Raw genomic sequence first — 21,814 nt, forward strand, 5'->3', positions numbered from 1 at the left:
ACCTGCCTGAGATGCCTTTGCGCCGTGCCTGTAGCGAGCCTGATATCATGACCGCGACACAGACCGCGTCCCTGCCGCGCTGGGCGCGATTGCCGCTTGCGCTGGTTTGTGGCCTCGCCATGGGCCTTGCCGCCGCGCCGTGGAACCTGTGGTATCTGGGTTTTGCGGGACTCGTCGGAGCTTTCTGGCTGGCCGGGGTCGCGCCGAAGGGGGTCAGGTCCGCCGGCACCGGCTGGATGGTCGGGCTTGGCTATTTCGGGTTTTCCATGGGCTGGATCGTAGAGCCCTTCATGGTCGACCCGGCAGAGACGGGATGGATGGCGCCTTTTGGCCTGTTGGGCCTTGGCGGCGGGCTGGCGCTGTTCTGGGCGCTGGCGTTCTGGGCGGCTGGCCACCTGCGGCGCTGGCATATGCCCGCGCTGGTGATCGCCTGGACGGCGGCGGAACTGGCGCGGGGCTACGTGCTGACGGGGTTGCCCTGGGGGCTGATCGGCTATCTCTGGCTGCCGGTGCCGCCGATCCAGTGGGTGTCCTTGGTGGGACCCTATGGGCTGACCTTCCTGACGCTGGCCGCCGCGGGCCTGCTGGCAGAGGCGCTGCCGCGTCCCGGGGCTTTCAGGCAGGCGCCGCGTCCGTGGCCCGCCAGAATGGGATTTGCACCGGGGATCGTCCTGGGACTCGCGCTGCTGGCGGCGCTGTTTGGCGGGGGCCGGGCGCTGGTGCCGCCGGTGCAGGACCTGGACGGACGGCCCGTGGTGCGGCTGGTGCAGCCCAACGCGCCGCAGCATCTGAAATGGCGGCGCGACATGGTCCCGGTCTACTACCAGCGGCAGATGGACTACACCGGCGCTCCGGCGGAGGAGGGCCGTGAACCGGCGCTGATCGTCTGGCCGGAAACCGCGCTGCCGATGCTGTTGCACGACGCCTCCGACGCGCTGAGCCAGATCAGCCTTCTGGCAGGGAAGGCGCAGGTGGTCGTGGGCCTTCAGCGCGAGGAGGACGGCGCGTGGTACAACATGCTGGCGCTGATGGGGCCGAACGGTACCCTCCGGCAGGTCTATGACAAATACCACCTCGTGCCCTTCGGGGAATACATGCCCGCCGCCGCGCTGTTCGCGAAGTTCAACATCCTTGGCCTCGCGTCGCGGGCCGAGGGGGGCTATACGCCGGGCAGCGGGCCGATGTTGCTGGGGCTGGGCGGCACGCTTGGCACCGCGCTGCCGCTGATCTGCTACGAGGCGGTGTTTCCGCAGGACGTGCATGCGGCCCCGGCCCGGCCCGACATGCTGTTGCAGATCACCAATGATGCGTGGTTCGGCAGCTTCTCGGGCCCTTACCAGCATCTTGCCCAGGCGCGCATCCGCGCCATCGAGCAGGGGCTGCCCATGGTACGCGCCGCCAACACCGGCGTGTCGGCGGTGATCGACGGGGCGGGGCGGGTGCTGGCTGAAATCCCGCTGAACCGGGAGGGATACCTGGATACGCCGTTGCCGCCGCCGATGCGTCTGACTGTTTACTCAAAATCAGGAGATTTGCCGGTACTGCTGATGTTGTTCGTCCTGGCAGGCCTGCTTTGGCGGCCTGCGCGCAGGGAAGCGGAGAGAGAAACAGATTGACCGACGCCCCGTGCCCGCGTAGGGCGAGCGGAGGTCAAGCGACCGATACACCCGTCACAACGGCTTCCTGGCGTGATGGCAGAGACATAATGGAGCATCTCATGTCCCGACAGAACTACGTCTTCACCTCCGAGTCCGTCTCGGAAGGGCATCCCGACAAGGTCTGTGACCGCATCTCCGATGCGATCCTCGATGCCTTGCTGGCCGAGGACCCGCTGGCGCGCGTTGCCTGCGAAACCTTTGCCACCACGAACCGCGTAGTCATCGGCGGTGAGGTCGGGCTGACCGACCAGGCCCGGCTGGCGGAGTACATGACGCGCATCCCGGATATCGCGCGCGCCTGCATCAAGGATATCGGATACGAGCAGGACAAGTTCCACCATGACACGGTGGAGATCACCAACCTGCTGCACGAACAGTCGGCGCATATCGCGCAGGGCGTGACCGGTGCGCGCGGCGATGAGGGGGCGGGCGATCAGGGCATCATGTTCGGCTATGCCACCAATGAGACCGACGCCCTGATGCCGGCGCCGATCCAGTACGCCCACGCGATCCTGAAGCGGCTGGCGGATGTGCGCAAGGACGGCTCCGAGCCCACGCTGCGCCCGGACGCGAAGTCGCAACTGTCGGTGCGCTACGAGGATGGCAAGCCGGTGGGCGTGACCTCGATCGTGCTGTCGACCCAGCACGCGGACGAGAGCCAGTCCAGCGCGGACATCCGCGCCATCGTGGAACCCTACATCCGCGAGGTCCTGCCCGAGGGTTGGATCACACCGGACACCGAATGGTGGGTCAACCCCACGGGGACCTTCGTGATCGGCGGCCCTGACGGGGACGCGGGTCTGACCGGGCGCAAGATCATCGTCGACACCTACGGCGGGGCCGCGCCCCACGGCGGCGGTGCCTTTTCCGGCAAGGACCCGACCAAGGTGGACCGCTCGGCGGCCTATGTCTCGCGCTATCTGGCAAAGAACATCGTCGCCGCCGGGATGGCCGAACGCGCCACGGTTCAGCTGTCCTATGCCATCGGCGTGGCCAAGCCGCTGTCGATCTACGTCGACACCCACGGCACCGGCGAACTGGACGGGGCAGAGATCGAACGCGCGATCCCGAAGGTCATCGACCTGACCCCGCGCGGCATCCGCACGCATCTGGACCTCAACCGTCCGATTTACGCGCGCACTGCGGCCTACGGACACTTCGGCCGCGCGCCGGAGGCGGACGGCGGGTTCTCGTGGGAACGCACCGATCTGGCCGATGCCCTGAAAAAGGCGGTCTGAGGGGCTCGGCTCCCTCTGCATCAGGGGCATGAGGTCATGACAGGCGGGGGGCTCTGCCCCCGTCCCTGCGGGACTCCCCCGGAGTATTTCGGAATCGAAGAAGCGAGGGGGCGGCGCGTTTGCGGCGCCCCTGTTTCGTCGCGACAAAGGGTTTGCGGGCCTTGCGTCGCCCGGGGTGGGGGGCTAAACGACCCGGCCATGACGACGTCGAACAAGCATCCCGAAGCGCCCTGGCGCAATTTTTATGGCCGTGTGCGCGGCAAGACCATGCGGCCGAACCAGGTGGAGTACCTGGAGCAGGACCTCGGGCGGCTGTCGCCCGGCCCGGTCGGCTGGGAGGAGAACCCCGAACGCGTCCCGCTGGATCTGGAGGCACGTTTCGGCGGGCGGCCGGTCTGGCTGGAAGTGGGCTTTGGCGGCGGCGAGCATCTGGTGCATCAGGCGCGGACCTATCCGGAGGTCTCCATCATCGGCTGCGAGCCCTTCCTGAACGCAGTGGCCATGCTGCTGACAAAGCTGCGCGAGACCGGGGTCGAGAACGTTTCGGTCCATCCGGGCGACGTGCGCAACCTCTTTGACGTTCTGCCACCGGAGACTTTGGAGAAGGCGTTCCTGCTGTATCCCGATCCCTGGCCGAAGAAGCGGCATCACCGGCGGCGTTTTGTCACGCAGGAGCACCTCGCCCCGCTGCACCGCGTGCTGAAACCGGGCGCGGAGTTCCGCGTGGCGACCGACATCCCCGATTACGTGCGCCAGACGCTGGAGGAGGTGCCACAGGCCGGGTTCGATCTGGTCAGCGAGGATTTCGCCACCCCCTGGGCGGACTGGTATTCCACGCGCTACGAGCAGAAGGCCCTGCGCGAGGGGCGCACGCCGCATTACCTGACCTTCCGCCGGATCTGACCCGAGCTGTTGCCGATTGGTGGCGCTAACGACGGGAGGCGACACGGCGGGAGTGGACGGCGGCAGGGGCGCGCGCTATCACGCGGCGACCATTGACAGGAGACGCCCGATGTCCGGCCACGGCACGCCCATTCCGATGACCTCCCACCGCGCCGGTCCGCTGACCGGAGAGGCGCATGTGCCCGGCGACAAGTCGATCTCTCACCGCTCGCTGATCCTCGGTGCGATGACGGTGGGCGAGACGAAGGTGACCGGCCTTCTGGAAGGGCAGGACGTGCTGGACACGGCGAAGGCGATGATGGCCTTTGGCGCGCAGGTGGAGAAGACCGGCGACACCTGGCATGTGCACGGCGTGGGGGTCGGCGGCTTTCTCGAACCGGAGACCGTCATCGACTGCGGCAATTCCGGAACCGGCGTGCGGCTGATCATGGGCGCGATGGCGACCTGTCCGATCACCGCGACCTTCACCGGTGATGCGTCGCTGAACAAGAGGCCCATGGCGCGGGTGACCGATCCGCTGGCGTTGTTCGGCGCGCGGGCCTACGGGCGTTCGGGCGGACGGCTGCCGATGACCATCGTGGGCGCACGCGATCCGATGCCCGTGCGCTACGCTACGCCGGTGCCCTCGGCGCAGGTGAAATCCGCCGTGCTGCTGGCCGGGCTGAACGCCCCGGGGGACACCGTGGTGATCGAACGTGAGGCCACGCGCGACCATTCCGAACGCATGCTGGCGGGGTTCGGCGCCACGATCACCACCGAGGACTCGCCGGAGGGCCGCGTCATCACCCTGAAGGGCCGCCCGGAGTTCGTGCCGCAGACCATCGTGGTACCGCGCGATCCGTCCTCCGCCGCCTTTCCGGTCTGTGCCGCGCTGCTGTCCGAGGGGTCGGACGTGCTGGTGCCGAACATCGGCCTGAATCCGACGCGGGCGGGCCTGTTCTTTACCCTGCAGGAAATGGGCGCTGACCTGACGTTCGAAAATCTGCGCGAGGAGGGCGGCGAGCCGGTTGCGGACCTGCGGGCGAAGTTCTCGCCTGACATGAAGGGGATCGAGGTCCCCGCCGAGCGGGCCGCGAGCATGATCGACGAGTATCCCGTGCTGTCTGTTGTGGCTGCCTTTGCGGCGGGCAACACGCATATGCCCGGCGTGAAGGAGTTGCGCGTGAAGGAAAGCGATCGCATCGACGCCATGGCGAAGGGCCTGCGCGCGGCGGGTATCACGGTGGACGAGGGCGAGGACTGGTGGACGGTGCACGGGCGCGGCTTTGGCGACGTGCCGGGCGGGGTGACGGCGGAAACGCATCTGGACCACCGCATCGCCATGTCGTTCCTCGTGATGGGTCTGGCGACCAATGCGCCGATGTCGGTGGATGACGGCCAGCCCATCGCCACCTCCTTTCCGATCTTCGAGCGGTTGATGGCCGACCTCGGCGCCCGGATCGAACGGGCGTGAGCGTGCGCGGCAAACTTGCACTTGGCACGCTGATCGTGGCGGGAGTGCTGTTTGCCGTGATGGTCCTACAACTCCGGGGCGTGGGCGAGGCGGCGGGGTTGCTGCCGCAGTCGGCGCCGGGGCGGACAGGGGCGCAGATGGCAGCCTTTCGCGAGGCGCTGACCGAGACCGGGTTGACCGGACACTACCGGTTGATGCTGCGGCTGGATTTCGCCTTCATGGCGTTTTTCGGGCTGGGCGTGGGGCTGGCGCTGGGACGGCTTTGGGGCTGGGGTCTGGCGGCGTTCGTGGTGGCGGTGGATGCGTGGGAAAACCTCGGGCTGTTGGCGTTCCTGGATGGCGGGTTGGCCCCTGACCCGATGGTGTCCACGGCCAAGTTCGCGTTCTACGCGGTGGCGGGGCTGGTGCTGGCCGGGACAGGCGTGCGGGCCTATCTCCACCAGAGACGCGGCTGAGGCTTCCCCTTCGCTGCCTGCGTTGCTATGCGGGAGGCCCCAGAGGTGTGGAGCGGAGGGCGACATGAGCTTTGCAGTGGCCATCGACGGACCGGCAGCCAGCGGCAAGGGCACCATCGCGCGCGCCGTGGCGGCGCATTTCGGCTTTCTCCACCTTGATACCGGGTTGCTGTACCGCGCGGTGGGGCGGCAGATGCTGGACGGCGTGCCCGCGTTGGAGGCCGCCGAGGCGCTGACGCCCGACCGGCTGAACGATCCATCCCTGCGCAGCGCCGAGGTGGCGCAGGCCGCATCGAAGGCCGCGGCGATCCCGGCGGTGCGCGCGGCGCTGGTGGATTTCCAGCGCGCCTTTGCCCGCCGCGAGGGCGGCGCGGTGCTGGACGGGCGCGACATCGGCACGGTGATCTGCCCCGATGCGGAGGCCAAGCTGTTCGTCATCGCGGCGCCCGAAATCCGCGCCCAGCGGCGCTGCGCGGAACTGCGCGGCAAGGGCGCCGAGGTGTCCGAGGCGGAGGTGCTGGAGGATCTGCGGGTCCGCGACGAACGCGACATGACCCGCCCCGACGCACCGCTGAAGGCGGCGCGGGACGCGGTCACGCTGGACACCACCGACATGAGCATCGAGGACGCGGTGGCGCAGGCCATCAACCTGATCGACCGGCTTCGCGCAAAGGCGTGAGGCTCTGATCATCCGGGGGTGACGCGGCGGCGGCGCGGCCCTAACTGTAGGCAGAATCCACCCGGAAAGGCCCGCCGTGACAGTCTCTGACATTCTGCCCGCCCTCGACGCCCTTGGCATCTGGTCCTACTGGATCATCGGGCTGGCGAGCCTGCTGGAGGGCTGGTGGCTGACCGGACCGCTGGTGCCCGGCACGCTCGCGGTGGATGCGGGCGGCGCACTGGTGCGGCTGGGGCATCTCGATTTCATCGACCTCATCTGGTTCGTGACGCTTGGTGCCATCCTTGGCGGCGAGATCGGCTGGGCCAGCGGGAAATGGCTGGGTCGGCGCGGCGTGCCACCGGGGCGGGGGCTGGCGCGCGCGCAGACGTTGTTCACGCGCTACGGTGGGGTGGCGCTGGTTCTGGGGCGGTTCCTCGGGCCCGTGGCGGGATTCGTGCCGCTGGCAGCGGCGCTGGCGGGGATGGAGCGGCGGCGCTTTGTGCTGTGGAACGTCCTTGGCGGTGTGCTCTTTGCGCTGACGCATGTGTCGCTGGGCTATCTGGCAGGCGATGTGCTGGCACGCATCGGCCCCTATCTGCCGCGCCCCGTGTTGCCACTGGCGCTGCTGGCGGCGTTGGTAGCGTTGACGTGGATCGCGACCCGCAGCCTGCGGCGCGGCGTGCCGGTGATCCGGCGGGGAGTGGGCGCCGCGCTGCACAAGGCGGCGGGCTGGCACTGGGTCGCGCGGCTGGGCGAGCGGCATCCCCGCGTGGCGCGTTTCCTCGTGGCGCGGCTCGACCCTGCACGCGGGCGCGGTTTGCTTGCCACGGCGATCACCGTCCTCGTGGTCTACCTCGTGGCGCTTTTCATCGACGGGGCCTTTGACCTTGCCATGGTGCCGGACACGGTGGCGCTGGACCAGCGGGTGGCGCAGCTGGCACATGCCTACTGGTCACCCGGCGCGCTGGGATTTGCGGGGTGGTTCACGCAGGCGGGCCACGTACCGGTGGCGACGCTGGTGGCTCTGGCCTGCGTACTGGGCTTTGCCGCTGCCGGGCGCCGCGCGGCAGCAGCGGGCATGGCCGTGGCGGTGGTGGGCAACGCTGTCACCGTCACCCTGCTGAAGCTGGTCTTTGGCCGCGCAAGGCCCGAACTGTCCTACTTCCTCGAAACCTCGCACAGCTTCCCCTCGGGCCATGCGGCGATCTCTGTCGCGCTGTATGGCACGCTGGCGCTGATGCTTTGGCGCGAACGCGTGATCGGCCCGACCACCGCGGTCGTCGCAGGCGTGGGCATGGCGTCGGGGTTGGGCTTCACCCGCGTCTATCTGGTGGAACATTTCCTGTCGGACGTGCTGAACGGCTGGGTGGTGGGGGCGATCTGGATGGTGATCGGCTTCGCGCTGGCCGAGGGGTTCCGGCATCGCTGGGCGCTGCATGGTCCGCTCTGGCGGCGGGCGGGGCTGGCGGCGATGGCGGCCTGCCTGATCGCCGCTGGCGGCTTCGCCTTGCGCGACGTCAAGGACCCGGTGGCCCGCGGTGCGGTGGCCGAGACGGTGATCCGCGACCTGCGGGCCAGGGTCGCGAGCGGGCAGTTCCCGGTGGAAGTCGTGCGGCTCGACGGCGAAGCGCTGCCGCCGGTATCGCTGGTCACGGTGGGCCTCCGGCAGGAGGCGCTGGTCAAACGGCTTGAGGCGGTGGGCTGGGTCCGGGTGCCCCGGCCGGACTTCTGGTCCGTGGCCGCCGCCCTGCGCGCGGAACTGACCCAGACCGCGCAGCCCGGTGCTGCCGTCCCGCCCGCCTTCCGCGCGGCGGTGCCTGCGGCTGTGGCCCTGCGCGCGCCCGAAGGCGTGCTGCGGGTCTGGCCTGCGGGCGTGGACGACATCGGCCAGCCGATGATGGCGCTGGCGATTGCGTCGGAGGACGGCGCGCGCGGCTGGTCCCTGACAGAGGCGCGTCGCGCCGTCATGTCGGCCATTGGCGGCACGGCTCAGACCATCCCCGGCCCGGCCGCGAAGGGGCGGCGCTGGTCCTTCGACGGGCAGATCCTGCGGCTGGAGGTCGGCGGCGGCGTCTAGCGGCGTTTCAGCGTGTCGCCGTAGGAAATCGTGGGCGTCAGTTCGATGATGCAGTCGATCTCCGCCTCCGGGTTTTCCACCCGCGCGGCGATGATCTCGGCCGCCTTGGTGCCGATCTCCGTGCGGCAGGCGTCCATCGTTGCCAACTGGCGCGGCAGCCCGTCCAGCAATTCGACCCCGTTGAAGCCCGCAAGCCCGACCCGCCCGGGCACGTCGATGCCCGCATCAAGGCAGTGCAGCAACCCGCCCGCCGCGATCATGTCGTTGGAGTAGTACAGGAAATCCAGTTCCGGCTCACGCTCCAGCATGGCTTTGGTCATTTCGCGGCCCTTGGCCAGCGCGGACCCGCCGGAGTAGAATTCATGCTCCGCGATTTCCACGCCCTCCTTGGCGAGCGCCTCGGTGAAGCCTTCGAACCGCTTCCGTGCGCGGTGATCCAGCGGCATCTTCGTACCCATGAAGCCGATCTTTTGGTAGCCCTGCTTCAGGATCGCCTTCGCCATCTCGCGGCCCGCGCGGCGGTGCGAAATACCCACGGCGCAGTCGATGGGCGTGCCATCGGTGTCCATGATCTCGACCACCGGGATGCCGGAGGCCTTCATCATGGCGCGCGCGGCATCGGTGTGTTCCAGACCCGCAACGATCAGCCCGGAGGGGCGCCACGACAGCATCTCGTAGAGCACGCGCTCCTCTTTTTCCGGCATGTAGTCGGTGACGCCGACGACGGGCTGCAGTTCGGTATCCTCCAGCACCTTGGAGATGCCGGACATGACCTCCGGAAAGACCATGTTGCGCAGGCTGGGGATGATGACGGCGACGAGGTTCACCCGCTGCGAGGCCAGCGCGCCGGCGATCTTGTTGGGCACGTATCCCAGTGCCTTGGCGGCCTCGAGCACCTTCTCCCGCGTGGCCTGGCTCACATCGCCGCGGTTGCGCAGTACCCTGCTGACGGTCATCTCGGACACGCCCGAAGCTTCGGAAACGTCGCGCAGGGTCAGCGGGCGGGTATCGTCTGAGGTCACGTGAGCGGCGTCCTTCTGTTCATGATAGCGCCACGATAGGCTGCAGGGGACCGATTGCGCAAGCGCGCCCGTGTGGGCCACCGCGCGCTGCTGTCGCAGGTGGGTGACAACCGCTAAATCATGCGCTAGGACCGGGCCCGAGTGGTCCCGTGGCTCAACTGGATAGAGCAGCCCCCTCCTATTGAGGAAGTCAATGCTTAATCCGGCCTTGATTTATTGGGGTCACGCCGACTACGAGTGAACGCGAACTGTTCATGCGAACAGTGTTGTCCGGCCCTGTGGCTCAACTGGATAGAGCAGTCCCCTCCTAAGGGACAGGTTGCAGGTTCGAATCCTGCCAGGGTCGCCAAACACTCATGAAGTCAAAAAAAGCATTAGTTTGCGCAAACGACATCGAAAGCGTGCGCAAAGCCTGTCAAGGGGTTATGCGACATCCGCTTTCATTCGCGAGCGCCTGCTACTAACCCTCTGTGGTCAAACAGATTTCAGGATATTCTCGGCATCATCGCGGAGATAGATGTCCTCGAACACCAAGTTCTTCACGGCGAATGGCTCGACACCCGCCTCCCGCAGTCTGCTGAGTACGGCCCGCTTGTGGACACCTGCGTCGCGGCCGAGCAGCTGTGGTGTGGTGTAACGCTCATGAAAAGCCGTGATATCTTCGGGTTTCAGGCACCACTGCTTGCGCCGCGTCACTGAGTTCACGATTTCGGTGCCGGGGGTCAGTCCGGCTTCCACCAGCTTGACCAGAAATGTCGGGCGCCTGAGGCCGATTTCCTTGCCGTACACACTTGCGCTGACCGTCTCGTCTTGCGGGGGCCGTGGCTGCATCTCTTGCGGCATTGAGGCGAGAAATGCCTTGATGTCCGCGCGATGCAGGAGCAGTGCATGGACGCCAGATCGGTCCGGGTGGAGTGACCGCGGCAGTAGCCCGTCACTGATCGCATCGATCAAGGTGCGGAGCGACAGACCGTAGAGGTTCTTCGCCGCCAGCGGCGTTTCCCAGTTCTCCAGGGGTCCAAGCTGCGGCGCTGCGCCATCGAGGAGCCGGTCACGCAGGTCAAGCGCGTCTGCAAGTCGCCACCGACGCCGGACCTTGGTCGCTTTGATATGCGGCGCGATCACGCCCTCTTCTTGCAGGATCGCGAACTCGGTGTCCGTCGCACCTAACGCGGTGCGGAAATCATGCGTCCGAACGAGCTGCGGCAGTTCACTCAGCAAAGCACCCCAACGCTCGAGCGCGATCGTCTTCGGGTGCGTCTGCTGCTCGGTCTCGCTATCGAACGCGCCTTCAGCCGTGAAAATGTCGTCGAGGACTTCGGTCCAGATGCCAGTCTCTTCGGCGGCGCTTGCGATGGTGTGCCGCAACCGAGCGCCGGTTTCACTGCCAAGAACAATCTCGTTCGCAGCGGTCGGCCAAAATTCCAGGAGATACGTCCTGACCACCGCGCGGAGCCTGTCGAACTCCGGGTCGTCACCGTACTTGATGTCGAGCGCGTCGAAAATGGACTTCAACCGGCTCTTCGTGATGACCAGCCCCCCGTCTTTCTCCCGATGAAGGGCATCAAGCGCGGATCGAATAGATTCGGGTCCACGGCTTGCGACCTCGAAGCCCGCAGCCCGCGCCGCGCGTTTGTCGGGCTCCAAACCTTGATGGCGCCGAAGGTCTTCCCCAAGTGCATCGCACAAAGTCATGGCGGCAAAGACGGAATGGTCTCGCAACCAGCTATCGTCCTCATGCCCCGCCAGCCGTCCGTCCAACCAACGGTCGTAACCTGACACTTCGACCTCTTTGGCGGTCGAGCGCAGCGCCGAAAGCCTTGGCAGCAGCGCAGACAGGCGCGCGCCCAGGTTCTCACGCTTGGTCGGATTGGCCTCCGTCCACAGCGGCACGAGTTCAAGACGATGATTGACGCAAACGTCGACACCCCGGCAGAGCCAGTCTCCACGCATGACGATGTTGCCGAGCGGCTCACCCGGAGCTTCCGCGTCTTTGGCCAGGCACGCTGGGCAGCCGCGCATCGTCGGGCTCCGGAGCGCACGAGACACGAATGTATCACCCCTGAACTTCATACGGACGTCGCCGAGGCGTTCCCCTGTCCAGGACAGCAACTCTGCCAGATCCGCCAAAGACATCCCGGACAGCTCTCGAACATGCGCCAAGGAATCTGCATCCTGCACAATCACCCGCTTCAGGCTGAACCCCATATCCATGGCGAAGCTCATCGGCTCCGTCCCGTTCACGGCGGCCAGGCGCGCGAAGAAAGAAGGCAGTGTCTCGCGGGAGCGAGGCGTGACGGTTAGTGGAAGTCTCTGTGGCATGTCCCGGCGGATGGGCAGTTCTGGTTTGCGGCCCCTCTGCCTGTCTAAGGAGCCCTCTGCAACCGGATCGCGGGGTGCGGATCTGCACGGAGGTAGAGACGCGCAGCTTTAGGACGTCCAGTTACGGGAGCCGTACATTCAGATGCGGCAGCCGCTCGGAGACCAGTCGTGCCAGCAGCTCCTGTCGTTAATGTGTCCCGCACTCAGGTTCCGTCCCCCCCCCCTACGCCGCGCCTTTCCACTGTACGGGCGTGATGTAAACGATATTTTCGTCGACGCTGACCATCATGTCGCCATCCTGGATGTTGACCTGGATCTTCATCGCGCGGCTGGCCAGCTTCGCCAAGGCGCTGGTGTCGGCATCGGAGAACGCAGTGACCTCGAGGTTGTCGAAACGCGTGGTGGCGCCCTTGATCTTGTCCCACCAGATTTCCGCGACCCGACCGCCGTAGGGGTAGACGATCACCTTGCCGGACTTGCTGCAGGACTGGCGGACGACCTTTTCGCTGGGTAGACCCAGCGCCACCCACAGGTCGATCTCGCCACTCAGGCTTTTCTGCCAGATGTCAGGTTCATCGTCTGTCGACAGACCCTTGGTCATTTCGAGTTGCTCGTGGGCGTTCAGCGCAAAGGCCACGAGGCGGACCATCAAGCGTTCATCCGTCTCCGACGGGTGCTTGGCGATGGTCAGCTTGTGCGTCTCGTAGTAGTGGCGATCCATGTCCGAGACAGAGAGTTCGACTTTGTAGATGGTGGCATTCAGCGCCATGATCATTGCCTTTGGTCCGCGGACGATGGCGATGCCTACCCCGCGGAGGACAGAATGGAAAGCCATCGGGCCTTGGTGAACTGATGCGCCAACCCTTTCCAATGGGCCTCGTCTTCCGGGTCCTGAACTGCACGCGTCTTGGTCAATGCGCCATGTACGGCGCCGGCGCCGTTGGCTTTTTTAGTGACATGCTGGAAAGATACGACCGCAAGGCGGCGTCCATGAATTCCTCCATGGCCCTCGCGACGGTCGGTATCCGGCCTGCCTCTACGCACGAAGGTCATTCTGGACCTCACGGTTGCCGTTTCATGAAAGGCGCAGACACAGTTTGCGGTTGAGCCGCTGGAATTTTGACGTGTAGATTGCCCAGACATCGGCGCCTCAAGCAAGCCGAGTTTATCCATTTTTTCGCAGAGTTACCGACCATGACCGCACTTGACGACCTCCTCCAGTCCTACCGAAACGCTGCGGTCACCGAACGTGAAAAAGGTACCTACCTCGAACGCCTCGCCTGCGCCTTTCTGACCGCCGATCCTGTTCAGGTGGAGGAGTATTCCCAGGTCTGGACCTGGTCTGACTGGTCCACCGAGACCGGGCGAAACGCCAAGGACATCGGCATCGACCTGGTGGCCAAGCTGCGGAACGAGGAGGGCTTCGCGGCCATCCAGTGCAAGTTCTACGCCGCGAAGCACCGGATACAGAAGGCGGACATCAACAGTTTCCTGGCCGCATCAGGAAAGAATCCCTTCGTACGCCGGGTGGTTATCGACACCACCGAGGTCGACTGGGGCGACAACGCGGAAGCAACCATTGCGGGGCAAAGCATCCCGGTGGTTCGGCTCTCACTGACCCATCTGCGAGAAAGCCCGATCGACTGGACGCTCTTCGGGATCAAGGGTGAGGCGGTCCTGACGGCCAAGAAGACTCTTCGTCCCCACCAGATCGAGGCGCTTGACGCCGTCCGCGCTGGCCTGGCGGAAGCCGACCGCGGCAAGCTTATCATGGCCTGCGGAACCGGCAAGACATTCACCTCCCTAAAGATTGCCGAGGATCTCATCGGCAAGGGCGGCCGTGTCCTCTTCATGGTGCCGTCTCTGGCGCTGATGTCCCAGACCGTCCGGGAATGGACAAACGACACCGACACGCCCCTATCCGCGGGCGCGAGGGCGTCATTGTCGTCGGCGCAGCGAACGAACTCGGCAAGATCCCTCCGGCGGTTCGGAGATCGGGTCGTTTCGACACGATCGTGACCATCCCGCTGCCCAGCCGTACCGACCTTGCCGTGATATTCAGGCAGCATCTGCAACCGGGCGAGAGCGAGATCGATGTCGAAGCGTGTGCCGTCCGGGCCATGGGGCGGACAGGGGCCGACTGCGCGGCGATAATCCGGAAAGGGCGCGCGACGGCGCGGCGCAAGAGGCGCAGGCTGATCACCCAGGACATCCTCGATGAACTCGCCGGGCGATTACATGCCATGCCGACCGACGTCCTTTTGCGCATGGCTATCCATGAGTGTGGTCACGCGCTCGTCGGGCATTCGTACCCCGAGCTTGCGGTCGAGTATCTGCGCCTGGCGGAAGACGGTGGCGAGTGCCGGATCAACGGTCAGACCATGGTCCACACCTCTGCCACGCTGCATCGGGACCGCACGGTCCTGCTGGCGGGGCGGATGGCCGAGATCCTCGTGCTGGGTGCGCCGTCCAGTGGCGCGGGTGGCGACAGCGACTCCGACCTGGCGAAGGCGGTAATGTTGGCTGCGAACGAGGTCGGCGCCTACGGGCTGGGTCAGAACGGTGCGCTGTGGCTGGGCTCGAGCAATTCGGAAGCTCTCATGCGGGAGATCATGAACGGCAACCTGCCGGAAGTTACGGAGTTGCTCACGGCGGCAGAGGCGGAAGCACGGTACCGCTTGCAGCCGCGGTTGTTCAAGATGGCGGAGATGGCGCGGGCCGTCCTGGAAACGGGTGTCCTGACCGGGGGCCGGCTTCTTGATCTCCTGTCTCGGGATCAAACGCCGGATGCCGCGGAGTGATGCCTCCTTGGGGCTGTGCTGAGCGTGCAGCCCCGAAACCGTCGGCTTCGGGCCGGCATGCACCCCGCATGGGATGCGATCTGGAATTCATCACCGGGGAGGAAAGGCCACATGAACGCGGACATGGGATTTTTGGTCGTGGGGACCGCAATCAGCGCTTGTGCCATCGGGGTTTCGCTGTGGGGGTATCTGCGATCCGACTGGCGCGTGGAGCCGGATCCCGAGCGCCTGCGCCGCTTCATCGAGAGCGCACCGATGGATCGCCTGAAACCGGTCGGAGGGGGTGAGCCCGAATTGCCCCAAGGTGAAAGCGCCGGAGAAGTTTCGGATGATCGGGGTCAAGATACCCGCGGCTCCCGCAGGTTGGTATTCCGGTTGTTCGGCTCGATCAGTGTCGAGATCGGCTGTCGGCCTGAGAAAGCACCAACCGGATGCCGTCGCTGCCAGCGTCAGCCCCCTGATACAGGCGGGTGACGAGGTGCATGGTGTCGGGGGAGCAGATGGCGATCACTCCAATCTGCTGGGGATGCAGGGCTGATGTGGCGATGCGCGATGTCGTATTGCCGAAATCGTCCGCATGGCCTGAACCAGAATGGAAAAGGGGAAGTCACGCCTCAAGCCGGCTTTCTGCTGCAATGCCCTTCAGAGGGTGTCCTATTGCGCACAGGCTGCGAGGGCGGCTGCCGGTTTTTGACCGGCAAAATTTTTTCGGCGTATAGTAGAGGAAGCACACCTTGGAATAAAGAGGTGGAGGTAGGGTTGCACCTTTCTCAATTTCAGGTTTTCAAGTAATGCTCGAAAGTTCAAGGCAGGGATAATCATGAGAAAGCTTGTAGCTGTAGCGCTTACTATTGGAGCGGTTTCAGGGTGCGTCAACCAGGAGACATTCGTTAAGAATAATATTAGATATTCCGAGTATGAATTGGACAGGGCCGAGTGTGAGACTAAGGCCGCTCAAGACGTTGCAGTCAACCGCAGTCCAGGCGCTGAAATTGCGGTAGCCATACTTACCGGTGTCTACCAAACACAAGACGCGAATGCAGATGCTCGCCGCAGGAACTATGAAGCCTGCATGATAAAGAAGGGGTATCAGCGCGTTGAGCTGCCGATGTGTCCGAATGCGCAGAAGGCAAAAGCTAATGGCGTAGGCCCTCTGAACGCACATGAAAAGATCTCTGTGGGACAAGGCTCGTGTGTGGCTTCAGATTCGTCTGGAAGGGTAATTTTTTCAAAAAAGGAATAAACTTTTTCTCTGAAGCTCGGACGGCTTGGCAGAGCATATGTGAAAACGAAAGGCAAAATTCCAAGGGACCCTACCGCTTGGCGGGGTCTCTTTATAACTTAAAGGTGTTGCAGAACTTTCGCAGTGACGGATTCACACCACGGATCCATCCGGTAAGACGGATGGCATGGGCAAGACCAAGCCCGCACGCTACTGCACGACAAACTGATCCGCCTGCAATCCTGCGCTCCGCAAGCGCGGGTCTCTGAAGGTTTGGCTGAAAAAGCAGATGTCGTGGCATGCGCCGCATGAGGGCCGTCCGGGACGGCCGCCGGTCTTCTCGGAGGCGGCAATCCAGTTCTGCCTGTCGATCAAGGTGCTTTTTAAGCTTCCTCTCGGACAGGTCACGCGGTAACGCGTGTCCCGCGCAACAGGTCCACCATGCCTGTCTTGGCCCTCAAAGGCTGCGTTCGAGATCGGCGATAGCTGTCGGGGCGCCTTCATAAATGTATGGATTCAGGATGGCGCGGTTCGCCAAAATATCTCGGTCGGCTTCGGGTAGGCGGGCTTCATCGGCTGTCGCGTGGAAATAAGCGTGAATCGTCTCGATCTGAAATGCGATGATATCCACCGCCTCCTCAGTGCTGAGTCCGAAAGTCGGAGCGGCTTCGATAGCCAATGCGATCCGGCTTTGCCTTGATGTCCCGCAGATCCGGATGGCTTGATTGGCCTCTCGTCCGATACGTGGACGGGGTTCGATGTCATAGGCGGGCGTCAGGGCCAGTTCGTTTCCATCCCAGAAAGCGGCATGGTTGCGAGCGTGATCATCCGTGTTTCCGATCAGGATGTTGAAAACCATGCGCCTGAAAATTTCCACCGAAGATTGTGCCGGATCGGCCGAGGTGCGCTGCAATACCTGCGCCAGGTTTTCATAGCTTCCGTAGTAGCTTTGGTGTTCGTCGAGGCCGAGGATCGTCAGGGCCGATACCACATGACGCCTCTGCCATCCGTCTTTTCGGGGGAGGCGGTCGAAGCGTTCGACCAACAGCACATCCCTGTTCCCGACTTGCGCGAGATCGGCGTCAGCGACCGAGATACCGACACGTTTGGCCAGTCGCAGGGCCAGGAATTCAGCGCCGACGATCTTGTACGGGTCCCGGCTGGAGGGAAACTTCGCGATCATCTTGCGAGCACCTTCGGTCAGGTGCGCTTTCGGGCGCGCGCCACCAATCGAAGTGCCATGGCAATAGCCGCCTTGAGGTCAGCGGGCAGCGTTATGCCTTCCTCGACAAGGCGGGCGGCCTCCATGATCTCGGCGAGCGACGCGTCCGGGGACATGCGCGGTGCATAGATTGTGCCCGAACCCTGGAAATCCAACGCCCCTGTTCGATCGGATCCGGAAAGGAGCATGTAACCGAGTTCGTCTATGTCCTCTGTATCCATGCCTCGGTCGCCTCGACCGGTGGTTTGAGCCAGAACTACGCGGCGTCCCCAGTTGTCCGGAAGGCCGTCGCGCAGGAAGCCGAAAATCTTCTCAGACTCTTCCGGAGCGTGCGCGACCAAGTTTTGCGGAGTATCACGGGTATAGAACGGGATCGCATCTTGGCGCTCAAGGTAATCGCGATCATAGGCGAAGCGGTAGAGCCCATCCGCGAATGCGATGCGCCCGGCTACAACCGGCTCGGTTGCCTCAGGGAGCCACGTCCAGACGAAAGCTTCGTTGGCGGTGGCGGGCGCGAAGACCGTAGGAGGCATGATGAACCCTGCTTCCCTTTAATGGTGGTGATGAACCATGTCGCACGAAATGCCGCGAGGCTGCTGGTTTATAGCGCTCGTTAGTCCGCGGCGCGACCGGGAATGACAAGGAATGGGTATTTATGGACCATGGGTTCGGTGGGCTGCGCGGGCAGCCTGCTGGTCTTGATCTCCTGCTCGACGATCATGCGAAGCAGCGGCACCGCGTCGCGTGTCTGGGGCAGGTCGTTGATCTCGGAGTAATCCTCGAGGTCGTTGAGTACGCGGATGATCCAGTCATGGCTCTGCATCTGCGCTCCTCCGGGCAAGTTCTCGTGAAGGAGTGTCAAAAAACAGTTAACAAATCATGTAGGCGGGGCTGATCCGGCTTGCCGGATCAGCCGGACTGCCATGTCAGGCGGCGATCGGTGCGCGCAGGCCTTGTGCCAGGGGTGATGCCTCGGACCAGGCCTGGGACTGTGCGGGCGATATGCCGGCGGTCTGCGCCACGCGTTCCCTGAGTGGCTCGGAGAAAGCCCAGAGGCCGACGCTGACCTGGTCCCGCCCTTCGCCCACGGAACCGATGACCTCCGGGGAGGCGCCGATGCGGCTGTAGATGCGCACCATGCGCGCATCGAACACGCCCACGAACTTCTCGATCTCGAGCTGGCGCATGAGTTCACCGCCGGCCAGCATCAGGGCTGCGGCGACGTTCCCCTTGCTGTCCGGGGCCAGGCAGAACCGCGTGCATTCCCAGATGCCGGGGTTCCTGATCGTCCGGCCGCCGGTGACATGCAGGAAGTGCTCGTTCACCATGCAGCGGCCGAGAGTGGGAAGGAAGCGCATGGACCCGCCATGCAGGCCGTCCTCGCGTTCCCAGATGACGTAAAGAGGATCGAGCGCGTCGTACTGGTCGTGTTCCTCGCCGCGGTCGTCGACGGTCACATCCCACTTCAGGCGGTCCCGAAACTGGGTGGCCCTGTCGCGGTACATCGAGCGCAGGAGGGGGCTGTCGGACGGAAGTTCGTTGGCACGTGCAAAACGGATCATGGTTATTCCCCAAGTGGTTGTGACACCCAAGGGGTCGTCCGAACGCGGTTAACGCCGCCTTTCCGGAGTGCCTGCGATTTGAGTAAAAATGTACGTATTCATAATGCTTTAACCCGCGTTCGGGTCGGGTCGCGGGGCATTCGGGCACGTGGGCTGCCCGACTGGGCATGAAAAATCGACGCCAGCTTAGGAGGGATACACCCTGGTGCAGAGGCTACACCTTTGACCTCGGGCGACCCGGCTGTTCACGGTGTATCAGCGTTCCCGACCGACAGGTGCGTGACGCAGCGTCATACATATTCGCATTCATCTTTTGGTAGCGTTTTCTATTAATACACAAGGATGACTTATCAACCTTGTTTGCGGTAACGCAGTCGACGGGAGAGGAGACCGGCCGATGACCCACGCAGAATTCGAGTGTCCGCAGATTTGCAGCAAGGTCAGCTTTCAGTCGTGCCCGGCCACCTGCGCGCACAGCTGCATCATGGAGACCATGATGTATGCTAGGATGTTTGCCGCACAGAGCGATCCTACTCAGGAGAATCTGACGCTGCCGGGGGTCGTGTACGAAATGGTGGCTCGTCAGGGGGATCATCAGCTCGAGACGCAATCGCAGCGAGGTCGCCCGAGAATTGCCGCATGACGCGTGCGGTGTGCGTACAGCCAAGGAGTTCAAGCGCGCGAGCTGCAGCGAGAACGTCCTTTTCATGGCGTGACGTCATGGGGTTAAGCCGAGATTGCCTGTTTGCCGGTGACCCTAGGTCAATATTGGTTAACGACCGATCAACGCACCCGGCCTGCGCGGGGCACGCCCCTCCCACGCGGGAGCCTGCTAGCTCCGGGGCGTGGACGCGATCCCGGGCTGTCCTCTTTCCACGGTCGGCGGCTCTTGCGGAACGGGATGAACGCCGTGCCGCCTCGGGCGATGGTTTCGCTGTGCCAGCGGCGGATGTCATAGGCGCCGTTGGCGATTTCGGCGGTCACGTCTTCGTCTTGCGGGATCTGTTCCAACAGATCCCGCAAGACTGAGATGTCGCCGTCCCCGCTGGGGGAAACCCCACGGCGCGGGTGTCAGAGGTAGCGGTGTCCATGGCAAGATGAAACTTGCGCCTTAGCGACTTCCCTGAACGCCATGCTGGCGCGCCTGCCATGCCCCGTCGCCGCGGAACTTGATGCCGGTGCTGTCTGTCACCCGGCAGGGCATTTCGAAGAAATAAATGTCCCCATTGAGCACCAGCAGCTTTCAGCGGCCCGCCAGAACGGTGGTTGGGGATCTGTACTTTCAGCGTCTTCTGCCTGCGAGACAGGGTCGAGTGATCCGGAACGGCCCAGTTCTGCCCCGGTAGCTCAAAAATGCTGGGGGCCATCCCGGAAGTCTGCTTGAACGGCAGCTTGAACCAGACCTTGAAGGTCAGGCGGAGTTGGATCCCCGCGTCCGAGAAGGCCGCAGGGCGACCGGGGCGACAGTCATGCTGCGCAAACCATTTCATGTCCATCTCCAGCCAGAACAACAGCTAACCACGCTTGCGTAACGAGGCAGTGTAGCTGGACCAGTTCGTCGTACGGTGGCGAGCGGGCATCGGCTTGCTCATGTGCCCCGTCCAAACGCGTGGGTTCACTATGCGAACTGCCGACGGCCAGATTTCTGCAACGATGCCATCCTGACCTACTGGTTACGGATGCTCGGGTCACCCATGCAGGCGCCAAGTTCAGCGTTCGCCTCAAGTCTGACCCGGGGAAGGTCAGGCCAGCATCCGGCCATCGCCGCAGATTGATACCGCTTGGCCGGATATCGTCCTGCCGCGGGGGCTGGTCAGGAACAGGATCTGGTCTGCGATCTGCTCGGGCTGTACGTAGTCCTTGATCGACGTGTAGGAAAACGCCTCGGCCTCCACCTCGGCAAAGCTGATCCCTCGGCGCTGCGCCTTGGCTTCGAGGACCCGGCGCTGCCGGTCGCCCGCGACGATCCCCGGCAGGATGGCATTGCAGCGAATACCGTCGGGGCCCAACTCGATGGAAAGCGACTTGGTGAAGCCGATCACCCCCCATTTCGCTGCCGCATAGGGTGTGCGCATGGCAAAGCCCAGCCGCCCGGCCAGGGATGACAGGTTGATGATCGAGGCATTGCCGCTTTGGCGCAGCGCCTGGACGGCGTGGCGCACGCAATGAAACTGCGCAGTCAGGCAGATGGACAGCGTCGCGTCCCAGTCCGCCGGGTCGAGCTCCTCGACGGGTCCGGTCGGTCCGGCGATGCCGGCGTTGTTCACCAGGATATCCAGTCCGCCGAGGTGTTCCAGGGCCGCAGACATGAAAGAGGCGATCTGGCTGGCGTCGCCCATGTCGGCCCTTTGCCGGAACACCTCGGCGGGGAGGGTTTCCAGCGCCGTCTCGTCAATGTCACAGGTCGCGACGCGGGCGCCCTCGGAGAGATAGGCCTCGACGATGGCTCGGCCGATGCCCTGCGCCCCGGCCGTCACGATGACCCGCGCGCCCTCAAGTTCCAGTTTCACGTGATGATCCTCCTCCGGGTGTTATCCGTGTCCAGCGCGCCATGCGCGGTTATGAGTTCTGAGGCCACGCGGATGTCTTCCGATATCGCCCGGGCGGCAGTGTCGCCGTCGCGGGCGCGCAGCGCCTGACACAACATCTGGTGATGCGCGCAGGAGTGGTTAGTGCGCGAACGCGCTTGGCGTCTCGGGCGCGCTAGCAGGCCAAGGAAAAAGGTTGGCAGAACGCACCTCTCGCCGCGCTTGTCAGGCCCCGATGCTCTGAGTTTTTATCAGATCGACGAGAGAACCCGAGAAGTGACGTATTTTCGCGTCGAAATGGCGGTGGTCGGAATTTTTCAGCAGGCTGCTAAAGCCGTCACTTGGAAACCGCGCTCATATGGAAAGTTCCTCCATGGACTTGCCTGCCTCCAGTGCTTCGATAAGCCAATTCGGCTTTCTTCCACGGCCGGTCCACGTTTGGTCGGGGTTGCTAGGGTTGGCGTACTTCGGCACTCCCTTTGGTCCACCGTCGGTGCCACCATCTAATATCTCCGACAACGAAAACCCATGCTCTTTCGCGACTTCTTCGGCGGCGCGGCGCGCTTGCGCCTTTTTGCGCGCATCAACTGTCTTCAGCGCTTTTGAAGCGTCGCTAATAAGGCGCTCCAGTTCTTCCTTGGACATTCCTGCAAGATCGATCGACATGATCAGCCCTCTTCCCATTGTGTA

The 21,814-nt window shown here is 64.1% G+C and carries 21 protein-coding genes, 1 tRNA gene, 2 pseudogenes and 1 riboswitch; of the genes and pseudogenes, 14 read left to right on the top strand and 10 right to left on the bottom strand.

What is annotated here, in order from left to right; genetic code table 11:
• Positions 1-47 precede the first annotated feature (47 nt).
• The 7 genes from lnt to J5474_RS14115 all read left to right on the top strand — a co-directional run bounded on the left by lnt (position 48) and on the right by J5474_RS14115 (position 8,445).
• On the top strand, positions 48-1,616 hold the full coding sequence (lnt, locus tag J5474_RS14085; protein ID WP_209361541.1) for an apolipoprotein N-acyltransferase: 1,569 nt from the start codon (positions 48-50) through the stop codon (positions 1,614-1,616).
• Positions 1,617-1,664: 48 nt separating this feature from the next.
• Positions 1,665-1,713: riboswitch (SAM-SAH riboswitch) on the top strand.
• 4 nt (positions 1,714-1,717) lie between these two features.
• Complete coding sequence (metK, locus tag J5474_RS14090) at positions 1,718-2,896, top strand: methionine adenosyltransferase (protein ID WP_209361542.1); 1,179 nt, start codon at positions 1,718-1,720, stop codon at positions 2,894-2,896.
• Positions 2,897-3,094: 198 nt separating this feature from the next.
• The gene (gene trmB / locus J5474_RS14095; protein ID WP_209361543.1) at positions 3,095-3,799 is read left to right on the top strand and encodes a tRNA (guanine(46)-N(7))-methyltransferase TrmB; all 705 of its coding nucleotides are present in this window, start codon (positions 3,095-3,097) and stop codon (positions 3,797-3,799) included.
• 109 nt (positions 3,800-3,908) lie between these two features.
• On the top strand, positions 3,909-5,252 hold the full coding sequence (aroA, locus tag J5474_RS14100) for a 3-phosphoshikimate 1-carboxyvinyltransferase (RefSeq protein ID WP_209361544.1): 1,344 nt from the start codon (positions 3,909-3,911) through the stop codon (positions 5,250-5,252).
• A gap of 2 nt (positions 5,253-5,254) precedes the next feature.
• Positions 5,255-5,707 carry a hypothetical protein gene (locus J5474_RS14105; RefSeq protein WP_209361545.1) on the top strand — a complete coding sequence of 151 codons (453 nt, stop codon included), beginning with the start codon at positions 5,255-5,257 and terminating at the stop codon, positions 5,705-5,707.
• 64 nt (positions 5,708-5,771) lie between these two features.
• Positions 5,772-6,386, top strand: a complete 615-nt coding sequence (locus J5474_RS14110) for a (d)CMP kinase (RefSeq protein WP_209361546.1) — start codon at positions 5,772-5,774, stop codon at positions 6,384-6,386.
• Between the two features lie 76 nt (positions 6,387-6,462).
• A complete protein-coding gene (locus tag J5474_RS14115) occupies positions 6,463-8,445 on the top strand; it encodes a phosphatase PAP2 family protein (RefSeq protein WP_209361547.1) in 1,983 nt (660 codons plus the stop codon).
• Here the strand turns inward: J5474_RS14115 and J5474_RS14120 are convergent.
• On the bottom strand, positions 8,442-9,467 hold the full coding sequence (locus J5474_RS14120; protein WP_209361548.1) for a LacI family DNA-binding transcriptional regulator: 1,026 nt from the start codon (positions 9,465-9,467) through the stop codon (positions 8,442-8,444). The two genes, J5474_RS14115 and J5474_RS14120, sit on opposite strands and share 4 nt — an antisense overlap.
• Positions 9,468-9,739: 272 nt before the next feature.
• Here J5474_RS14120 and J5474_RS14125 point away from each other — a divergent pair.
• Positions 9,740-9,816: transfer RNA gene (locus J5474_RS14125), tRNA-Arg, on the top strand.
• 125 nt (positions 9,817-9,941) lie between these two features.
• Here J5474_RS14125 and J5474_RS14130 read toward each other — a convergent pair.
• Positions 9,942-11,789 carry a TniQ family protein gene (locus J5474_RS14130; protein WP_209361549.1) on the bottom strand — a complete coding sequence of 616 codons (1,848 nt, stop codon included), beginning with the start codon at positions 11,787-11,789 and terminating at the stop codon, positions 9,942-9,944.
• 223 nt (positions 11,790-12,012) lie between these two features.
• Complete coding sequence (locus J5474_RS14135; RefSeq protein WP_209361550.1) at positions 12,013-12,558, bottom strand: YaeQ family protein; 546 nt, start codon at positions 12,556-12,558, stop codon at positions 12,013-12,015.
• Positions 12,559-12,920: 362 nt separating this feature from the next.
• Here J5474_RS14135 and J5474_RS14140 point away from each other — a divergent pair, with 362 nt between their 5' ends.
• The 5 genes and pseudogenes from J5474_RS14140 to J5474_RS14160 form a co-directional block, all read left to right on the top strand.
• A complete protein-coding gene (locus tag J5474_RS14140) occupies positions 12,921-13,808 on the top strand; it encodes a restriction endonuclease (protein WP_245216460.1) in 888 nt (295 codons plus the stop codon).
• A complete protein-coding gene (locus J5474_RS14145; RefSeq protein ID WP_209361551.1) occupies positions 13,805-14,590 on the top strand; it encodes an ATP-dependent metallopeptidase FtsH/Yme1/Tma family protein in 786 nt (261 codons plus the stop codon). Before J5474_RS14140 ends, J5474_RS14145 begins: the two co-directional genes overlap by 4 nt.
• A gap of 111 nt (positions 14,591-14,701) precedes the next feature.
• A complete protein-coding gene (locus J5474_RS14150) occupies positions 14,702-15,064 on the top strand; it encodes a hypothetical protein (RefSeq protein WP_209361552.1) in 363 nt (120 codons plus the stop codon).
• Between the two features lie 346 nt (positions 15,065-15,410).
• The gene (locus tag J5474_RS14155; protein ID WP_209361553.1) at positions 15,411-15,833 is read left to right on the top strand and encodes a hypothetical protein; all 423 of its coding nucleotides are present in this window, start codon (positions 15,411-15,413) and stop codon (positions 15,831-15,833) included.
• A 166-nt stretch (positions 15,834-15,999) separates the two neighbouring features.
• Positions 16,000-16,215, top strand: a pseudogene (locus J5474_RS14160) (transposase); the annotation flags it as partial.
• A 54-nt stretch (positions 16,216-16,269) separates the two neighbouring features.
• On the opposite strand, the gene J5474_RS14165 reads toward J5474_RS14160, so the two are convergent.
• The 4 genes from J5474_RS14165 to J5474_RS14180 form a co-directional block, all read right to left on the bottom strand.
• The gene (locus J5474_RS14165) at positions 16,270-16,995 is read right to left on the bottom strand and encodes a type II toxin-antitoxin system HipA family toxin (RefSeq protein ID WP_245216461.1); all 726 of its coding nucleotides are present in this window, start codon (positions 16,993-16,995) and stop codon (positions 16,270-16,272) included.
• A 17-nt stretch (positions 16,996-17,012) separates the two neighbouring features.
• Positions 17,013-17,567, bottom strand: a complete 555-nt coding sequence (locus tag J5474_RS14170; RefSeq protein ID WP_209361554.1) for a HipA N-terminal domain-containing protein — start codon at positions 17,565-17,567, stop codon at positions 17,013-17,015.
• An 80-nt stretch (positions 17,568-17,647) separates the two neighbouring features.
• Entirely contained in the window at positions 17,648-17,857 is a 210-nt protein-coding gene (locus J5474_RS14175; protein ID WP_209361555.1) for a hypothetical protein, read from the bottom strand.
• Between the two features lie 103 nt (positions 17,858-17,960).
• Entirely contained in the window at positions 17,961-18,596 is a 636-nt protein-coding gene (locus J5474_RS14180; RefSeq protein WP_209361556.1) for an acyl-homoserine-lactone synthase, read from the bottom strand.
• Between the two features lie 397 nt (positions 18,597-18,993).
• On the opposite strand from J5474_RS14180, the gene J5474_RS14185 reads away from it, so the two are divergent.
• Entirely contained in the window at positions 18,994-19,239 is a 246-nt protein-coding gene (locus tag J5474_RS14185; RefSeq protein WP_209361557.1) for a hypothetical protein, read from the top strand.
• Positions 19,240-19,406: 167 nt separating this feature from the next.
• Here the strand turns inward: J5474_RS14185 and J5474_RS14190 are convergent.
• The 3 genes and pseudogenes from J5474_RS14190 to J5474_RS14205 form a co-directional block, all read right to left on the bottom strand.
• A pseudogene (locus tag J5474_RS14190) lies at positions 19,407-20,188 on the bottom strand (IS5 family transposase); the annotation flags it as partial.
• Between the two features lie 150 nt (positions 20,189-20,338).
• Positions 20,339-21,106: an SDR family oxidoreductase gene (locus tag J5474_RS14195; protein WP_209361559.1), complete on the bottom strand. Its 768-nt coding sequence runs from the start codon at positions 21,104-21,106 to the stop codon at positions 20,339-20,341.
• A 372-nt stretch (positions 21,107-21,478) separates the two neighbouring features.
• A complete protein-coding gene (locus J5474_RS14205) occupies positions 21,479-21,790 on the bottom strand; it encodes an H-NS histone family protein (protein WP_209361560.1) in 312 nt (103 codons plus the stop codon).
• Positions 21,791-21,814 lie beyond the last annotated feature (24 nt).

The organism is Sagittula salina (assembly GCF_017813235.1).
Taxonomy (GTDB): domain Bacteria; phylum Pseudomonadota; class Alphaproteobacteria; order Rhodobacterales; family Rhodobacteraceae; genus Sagittula; species Sagittula salina.